Source organism: Streptomyces sp. NPDC059003 (assembly GCF_042740445.1).
GTDB lineage: Bacteria > Actinomycetota > Actinomycetes > Streptomycetales > Streptomycetaceae > Streptomyces.
Genome location: NZ_JBHYJH010000310.1, coordinates 1 through 5980, shown reverse-complemented (window position 1 = coordinate 5980; position 5980 = coordinate 1). Strand labels below are relative to the sequence as shown.

The window sequence follows — 5980 nt, the reverse complement described above, 5'->3', positions numbered from 1 at the left end:
GCTCTCACCTGCTACAAGAAGCTGACGAAACTCGCCACATGAGACAACCTCTAAGCTGCCCGCTTCGGTGATCTCTTCGAAACGCTGGCACGGCGGCGTGGGTTTTGCGAGCTCCTGGCAGGGCTGCTCTGCTGCGGGACCGCAACAAGACGCTGACCTGCCTGGCCGGTTCGGAAGCCGCAGCTGGAGCCCAGCATGCGGCGGTGCAGCGACTGCAGTTCTTGCTATCCAAGTCGCTAGGACCAGGACGCGGTCAACCCGGGCGCGGCCGGGAAGACCGACCACGGGGTGGTACGACCCCCGGCTTCCGCACAACGCTGCAGATCGGGGCCACCCTCACCCGCCAAGCCACAACAACGGCTACCCTCCCGTTCGTGATGGCTGTCAAACGCGGTCACGGCACCTGGCAGCATCAGGACGCCTTCCAGCCCGTGGGCGCCGCCCGCGAACTGGCGTGGCACGCCCCGGCAGGCCCGGTGGCTGGCAGCCGGTCATCCGTGCCTTCCGTGATGGACGCACCGCCGCCCTGCCCCGAGACGTCCGCCTGGCACCCGGCCACCAACTTGTCCCGGCCCGCCTCACCCCGCGAGACACGGAGCCGGCACGCGGCCGCTGACCTGGCCGAAGTGGTGCGGCTCTACGGGCTGCGGCGCTGGATCGAGCAGAGCTACAAACATGTCAAGGACGAACTCGGCTGGGCCGACTTTCAGGTCCGCTCCGACACCGCCATCCGCCGTCACCAGACCCTGGTCACCGGCCCGTTCAGCTTCTGCTGGAATACCTGGTTCTCCCCGGGCCCGCCAGCGCCGGCTGAGTCACGGCCTCGAGGTAGTCAGGTGACCGGGACGACCGGCGGCGCACTACTCCTCGGGATGGCCGCCGTTGCCGTCCAACTTGACGAACTGCAGGCCGACGGTCACACTGTCATCCGAGGATGATGCTTCATTGCCTCGCCTTCTACAGTCCGACGCCCGATGGGCCCTGATCGGACTGAGCTGATTTTCACGGCCTAGCGAAATGCATGGCGGGGCCGCCGCCCCGCAAGAAACCGGCGTAGGTTGCCTTGTCGGAAGTGTTCGACGCGATTCCCTATCTAAACTGCACCGGATTTCCTGGGAAGCATCTTCCGCACGACTTCCCAGCCATGGCACCGTCTACCTCTACTACGCCGCCTGGCGCGACAGGATCCTCCCCAGCTCAACTACGACCCGATACTCTCCGCGCATAGGAAGGTCGGAGGCCGTCGCCGACGGCCTCCATCATCGACACCCAGAGCGTTAAGACCTCCACCTCTAGGTAGGACTCCGTTAGGTCTTCACGTTGGGCCTGTTCAGGAGCATGTTGGGTGTGTGGACGCACATGAAGTGAACCGTGCACGGGCGATGTTGGCGCCGTACGTGGCGGATGTGTTCGCCTCGGTGCCGCGCAGGGACCAGCGGGCCAAGGGCGACTGCTACCTGCGGGGGCTGATGCTGGACGGGCGACGCAAGTCGATCCAGGCGATGGCCTCGCGGCTGCCGGACGGCAACGAGCAGAACCTGCAGCAGTTCGTGAACCAGTCCACGTGGGATCCCGTGCCGGTGTAGCGGCGCATCTGCGAGCGGATGCTGCCGCGCATCGCCCCGGCAGCGTGGGTGATCGACGACGTGTCGGTCCCCAAGGACGGGACGATGTCGGTCGCCGTGGCGCCACAGTACTGCGGTGCAGTGGGCAAGCGAGCCAACTGCCAGGTCGCGGTCAGTATCCACGCCGCCAGCGACATGGCGTCCTGTCCGCTGCAGTGGCGCTTGTTCCTGCCCAAGGAGTGGGCGTCGGACACCGAGCGCCGGGCGAAAGCCTGAGTCCCGCCCGAGGTCACGTACCGCGAGAAGTGGCGCCTGGCGCTGGCCATGCTCGACAGCCTCGCCCACTGGGGGCATGACGCCGCTGGTCGTAGTGGCCGATGCCGCCTACGGAACCAACGCCCGTCTGCGCAGCGCACTGGCCGACCGCGGAAACGCCTACATGCTGGCCGTCCGTGCCGATGTCGTCGCCCACTCCTTCGGCACTGAGCCCCAGGCACCGGCCCGCAACGGGCCCGTGGGCTGCTGGCCCCAGCCCCGCTACCGGGAGCCCGCGCCCTAGGTCGCGGCCCTTGCCGCCGGCCTCGGTGCCACCGCGTTCACCTCTGTCACCTGGCGGCACGGCTCGCGCGGGGAGTTGCGCCCTCGCTTCGCCACACTGCGTGTGCGGCCCGCGGGCAAGGCCGTCGAACGCCCGATCAAGGCGGCCGCCTCCGCCGGACAGGGCTGGTGGGACGGGGTCCTGCCCGACTGATGGCTGCTGATCGAATGGCCCGCCGATGCCGAGACGCCGACCGACTACTGGCTGTCCAACCTGCCGGACGACACCCCACTCTGAAGCTTCCCCGTGATCTTGGACACTCGATTTCTATGCCGCGAGGTCGTGGTGGTGCCGCTGTCGGGTCTCGGCTGGGGTGAGGTAGCCGAAGACCTTGTGCTTGCGCAGTCGGCGGCGGTTGTAGAACGTCTCGATGAAGTCGAAGACCTCGGCGCGGGCGGTGGCCCGGTCGGGCCAGACGCGGGTGCCGATCTCTTCTTTGAGCAAGGCCCAGAAGCTCTCCACGGCGGCGTTGTCGAAGCAGGATCCGCAGCTCTGCAGGAGGCCCAACGTGCGTATTTCATCTCGGAGTTGGCTGCTGGTGTATTCGCTGCCGCAGTCCGAATGCACTATGCAGCCGGGCTGGAGACGGCCGCGTCCGGCGGCCATCTCCAACGCGTCGACGACAAGGCCGACGCGGTGGTGCTCGGCCATCGAGTAGCCGACGACCTCACGGGTGGCCAGGTCCAGCCAGCAGGCGAGATAGAGGAAGGTCTCGCCGGTGGGCAGGGCGGTGATGTCGTCGGCCAGCTTCGTGCCGGGGATCTTGGCGTGGTCGTCGCGGCCGATCAGATCGGGGGCCGGCTTCGCCTTCTTGTCCGGCCAGGTCAGCGACCTCCGCCTGCGGCGGTGGGCTCCCTGGATGCCGTGCTCGCGCATCAGGCGGGCGATGCGCTTGTGGTTCACGCGTCTCGCCCCAGGCGCCGCAGTTCGGCATGGATGCGCGGGACCCCGTAGGTGTGGCGGGAGGCGACGTGGATGACGGTGATCTCGTGGGCCAGGGTCTCGTCGGCGGCCTTGCGGGCCGAGCGGGTTCTGGCCGCGGCGAGCCAGGCGTAGAAGGAGGAGCGAGCCACCTTCAGCAGCCGACACAGGAAAGCGACGCCGTGGGTGGTCTTCTCCGCCTCGATGAACGCGTACGTGTCGTTCACCGATCGCTCTCCTTTGCGAAGAAGACCGCGGCTTTTCGCAACACCTCGATCGTCTTGGCCTGTTCGACGTTCTGCCGACGCAACCGCTTGAGCTCTTCGCGTTCGGCCGTGGTGAGCTCGCCCGGCGCGCCCTCGCCCCGATCGGCCTTTGCCCGGCGGTACCAGCCGCGCAGGGACTCGGAGCTGATGCCGAGCTCCCGGGCGACCGCCGTGACTGTCTTGCCCGAGGAATCGACGAGCGCGATCGCGTCCCGCTTGAACTCCTCGGTGTACCGCTTCGTGTACTTGCTTCCCACCTGCTGCTACCTCCTCTGGAACCTCAGGTCCCAGTCTCCAGGTGTCCACGATCAAGAGGAAGGCTCAGGGGCCGACCGGCACCTCCCACCCGCACACGCAGACGTCGATATGTGTACGTCCTATGAGGAACGCAGCAGTAGCAATCCGAGCGCCTCTGCCGAGCGCCCCCCTGAGCCGGGGAAAATGGGGCCGCGTCCGCCCGGTCGACGTCGGACATACCTTGGTGTGATCGAGCCCGTGGATTAGCACGACGCTGGAGAACACTCGTCAGGCCCCCAGAAGTGTTGTTTCGAGCACGCGTACCAGGATCTTCTGCCTGCCCGCTCTCCCCGGGCGGCCGCGTGACCGCCAGGGCGACCGAAGAGGGCTGGACATGGACGTGGTCTACGAACGCTGCGCGGGCATCGACATCAGCAAGTCCGATGTGAAGGTGTGCATCCGGGTGCCGGGAACGGGCAAGCGGCGACGCGAAGAGGTCCGGGTCTTCTCCTCTATGACCCGGGACCTGCTGGCTCTGCGCGAGTGGCTGCTGTCCGAGGGCATCACCCTGGTCGGGATGGAGGCGACCGGGATCTCTACGTGCGACGTGAGGGTGCATGAGTGAAGTGGGAGGCACCGATTGGAGGTTCGGCTGATGCCGGAGGTGTAGTACTCAGGCCAGTGCGCACGGCCTGTCTCCGCTCCTGCGTGCGTCGCGAGTAACCACGGGGTGCGAAGCCCGGAGAAGAAGCCCAAGGACCCTTGGTCCACCCGGGGGTTACAGGCGAGGAGAAGACCGGCGGGGACATCGGATGCCGGGGTCCCCGGCTCCGCTCGTCAACAGAGGCGAGCGAGGTGATGGGCGAATGCGAGTGAACCCCTGATAAGGCTTCGTGACGGTTACCCCTGCCGGTGGGATGTTGCAGCGGGGTTGTAGGAACTGGCCGTTGGAAAGCGGCAGGTGCCGGTCGGAGCGTAGTTGCCGGCCGGGAGCGCACCTCTGTCCCCGGAGTAAAGGGGGCGCCCTGCCCGGTCGCGTCTTGCTCATGTGCAGCACGACAACCCCGATGGGGTCCAGGCGCTGCCTGGTAAGCCGACCGCGAGGAAGGCCCATATCCCCAGCGGGCGCAGGATGGCCCAAGAAGCGAATGCCGGTGGCCGAAAGGCAGCAGGAAACCGGGGCCGCAGGCCGGGACCTCTCCCGGCGACTCCCGCATAACTGGCCGGATAGGGACAGCTGTCCCGGCCCGAAAGTGCGCTGACGTGGGCCGGGTGAGCCTGTGAAGACTGATGAATGACGGCACCGGAACCAAGGGGCAAGTTGGACGCCACGACGACGGACGGGTGGGACGGCGCAGACCGTCACGGCCGCTGTCGACGCGGTGAACGGACCCGCGGACGACGTCACCGACTGGGCTGAGATCGACTGGCGGCAGGCCGAGGACGACGTACAGCGTCTGCGGCAGAGGTTCTTCACGGCGTCGCAGGCAGGGGACCTGAAGGAGGTCCGTAATCTGCAGAAGCTGATGCTCCGCTCCCGCAGCAACGCTCTGCTGAGCATGCGGCGGGTCACGGAGCTCAACGCTGGCCGCGCGACGGCCGGGATCGACGGGAAGACGGCGCTGCTGCCCAAGTCCAAGGCCGAACTGGCGGACTGGGTGCAGCACCGGGCCAGACCGTGGAGTCCCCGGCCGGTCAAGCGGGTATACATGCCGAAGCCTGACGGGCGTCGGCGGGGCCTCGGGATTCCCGTGATCGCTGACCGGGCACTGCAAGGTGTCGCGTCGGCCGCGCTGGAGCCCGAGTGGGAGACCCGGTTCGAGTCGAGATCGTACGGATTTCGGCCCGGCCGGGGCTGCCAGGACGCCATCCAGGCCATCTATGTGACCGCACGCGGCGCGAGCTGCAAGCGGGTGTGGGTGCTGGACTCGGACCTGGCGGCGGCGTTCGGCCGGATCGATCATGATCACCTTCTTGCCTCGCTCGGCACTTTCCCCGCCCGGGGACTGGTCCGGCAATGGCTGAAGGCCGGTGTGGTCGAGCGGGGCAATTTCACGCCGACCGATGAGGAGACCCCTCAAGGCGGTGTGATCAGCCCCGTCCTGCTGAACATCGCCCTCCATGGGATGGAGCAGGCCGCCGGAGTCCGCTACCATCCGTCCTCGCATCGCGATGCCGGGACGGCGGTACCGGGCTCCCCGGTCCTGGTCAGATATGCCGACGATCTGGTGGCTCTGTGTCACTCGCGTGAGCAGGCCCAGCAGGTCAAGGCGCGGCTGGCCAAGTGGCTGGCGCCGAGAGGACTGGCCTTCAACGAGGACAAGACGCGCATCGTGCACGGGCCTTCCATCTGGGAGGTAGGCGCTGTTTCGTGTGGTTATGCGGTCAGGTTC

General features: G+C 67.3%; 6 protein-coding genes and 2 pseudogenes. 5 read left to right on the top strand and 3 right to left on the bottom strand.

What is annotated here, in order from left to right; translation table 11 throughout:
* Positions 1–374 precede the first annotated feature (374 nt).
* The 3 genes and pseudogenes from ACFWZ5_RS44220 (at position 375) to ACFWZ5_RS44210 (ending at position 2124) form a co-directional block, all read left to right on the top strand.
* The gene (locus ACFWZ5_RS44220) at positions 375–938 is read left to right on the top strand and encodes a hypothetical protein (protein WP_384892765.1); all 564 of its coding nucleotides are present in this window, start codon (positions 375–377) and stop codon (positions 936–938) included.
* 119 nt (positions 939–1057) lie between these two features.
* Positions 1058–1294: pseudogene (locus ACFWZ5_RS44215) on the top strand (IS5/IS1182 family transposase); the annotation flags it as partial.
* A gap of 88 nt (positions 1295–1382) precedes the next feature.
* Positions 1383–2124 (top strand): annotated as a pseudogene (locus ACFWZ5_RS44210) (IS701 family transposase).
* Positions 2125–2430: 306 nt separating this feature from the next.
* Here the strand turns inward: ACFWZ5_RS44210 and ACFWZ5_RS44205 are convergent.
* From ACFWZ5_RS44205 to ACFWZ5_RS44195, 3 genes are read right to left on the bottom strand one after another with little or no spacing between them, the layout of a single operon-like run.
* Entirely contained in the window at positions 2431–3066 is a 636-nt protein-coding gene (locus ACFWZ5_RS44205; RefSeq protein WP_384892762.1) for an IS3 family transposase, read from the bottom strand.
* On the bottom strand, positions 3063–3311 hold the full coding sequence (locus tag ACFWZ5_RS44200; protein WP_384892759.1) for an IS3 family transposase: 249 nt from the start codon (positions 3309–3311) through the stop codon (positions 3063–3065). Before ACFWZ5_RS44200 ends, ACFWZ5_RS44205 begins: the two co-directional genes overlap by 4 nt.
* Positions 3308–3607: a transposase gene (locus ACFWZ5_RS44195; RefSeq protein WP_384892756.1), complete on the bottom strand. Its 300-nt coding sequence runs from the start codon at positions 3605–3607 to the stop codon at positions 3308–3310. Before ACFWZ5_RS44195 ends, ACFWZ5_RS44200 begins: the two co-directional genes overlap by 4 nt.
* Positions 3608–3981: 374 nt before the next feature.
* Between ACFWZ5_RS44195 and ACFWZ5_RS44190 the strand changes: the two genes are divergently transcribed.
* Both ACFWZ5_RS44190 and ACFWZ5_RS44185 read left to right on the top strand, forming a co-directional pair.
* Complete coding sequence (locus ACFWZ5_RS44190; protein ID WP_384892753.1) at positions 3982–4212, top strand: hypothetical protein; 231 nt, start codon at positions 3982–3984, stop codon at positions 4210–4212.
* Between the two features lie 757 nt (positions 4213–4969).
* A partial coding sequence (locus tag ACFWZ5_RS44185) for a reverse transcriptase domain-containing protein (RefSeq protein WP_384892750.1) occupies positions 4970–5980 on the top strand: 1011 nt, incomplete at its 3' end.